Source organism: Neobacillus paridis (genome assembly GCF_016765675.1).
GTDB classification, from domain to species: domain Bacteria; phylum Bacillota; class Bacilli; order Bacillales; family Cytobacillaceae; genus Neobacillus; species Neobacillus paridis.
In genome coordinates this window covers 1-647 of sequence record NZ_JAESWB010000142.1, presented here as the reverse complement: position 1 = coordinate 647, position 647 = coordinate 1, and the positions used below count along the sequence as shown (strand labels likewise).

Sequence of the window (647 nt, the reverse complement as noted above, 5' to 3'; positions counted from 1 at the left end):
TGGAGAATATCGAGTTCGCCTTCGAGTTGGCCAAGCAGATGCTCATGGCGCTTTGCCACGTCGAAGATTTCCAGGATGACCTGCTTCTGCTCCAGCTTAAGCGGCAGATGCGCGGCAATTGTGTCGGCCAGGCGGCCAGCGTCGTCGATGCCAGCCAGGGAAGTCAGAATCTCGGGCGGGATCTTCTTGTTGAGCTTGACATACTGGTCGAACTGCTGAACGATCGCGCGGCGCATCGCTTCCACTTCGGCTTCGTCGCCCGGCTCGGATTCAACAGGAGTCAGTTCGGCGGTGAAGTGACTGTCGAGTTCGGTAATCTTGTGAATGCGTGCACGCTGCGCGCCCTCAACCAGCACCTTGACAGTGCCGTCAGGCAGCTTCAGCATCTGAAGAATGTTGGCAATGCAACCGATTTCGTAGATATCCTCGGCAGAGGGTTCATCCTTGGCGGCTGCTTTTTGGGCAGCCAGCATGATGCTCTTGCCTTGCTCCATGGCGGCTTCGAGAGCCTTGATTGATTTTGGACGGCCTACAAACAGCGGTATCACCATATGCGGAAAAACGACGACGTCGCGCAATGGCAGCAGCGGCAGTTGGGTAGGTGCGGTAACAGTAGAAGTAGTCGTCATGGCGGGCCTTATCAAAAA

General features: G+C 56.1%; 1 protein-coding gene. It reads right to left on the bottom strand.

Annotated elements, in window-relative coordinates; all coding sequences use genetic code 11:
* Positions 1-629, bottom strand: a 629-nt coding sequence (locus JK635_RS28245; RefSeq protein WP_202653498.1) for an LON peptidase substrate-binding domain-containing protein, incomplete at its 3' end; no start/stop codon positions are given.
* Positions 630-647: the final 18 nt, after the last annotated feature.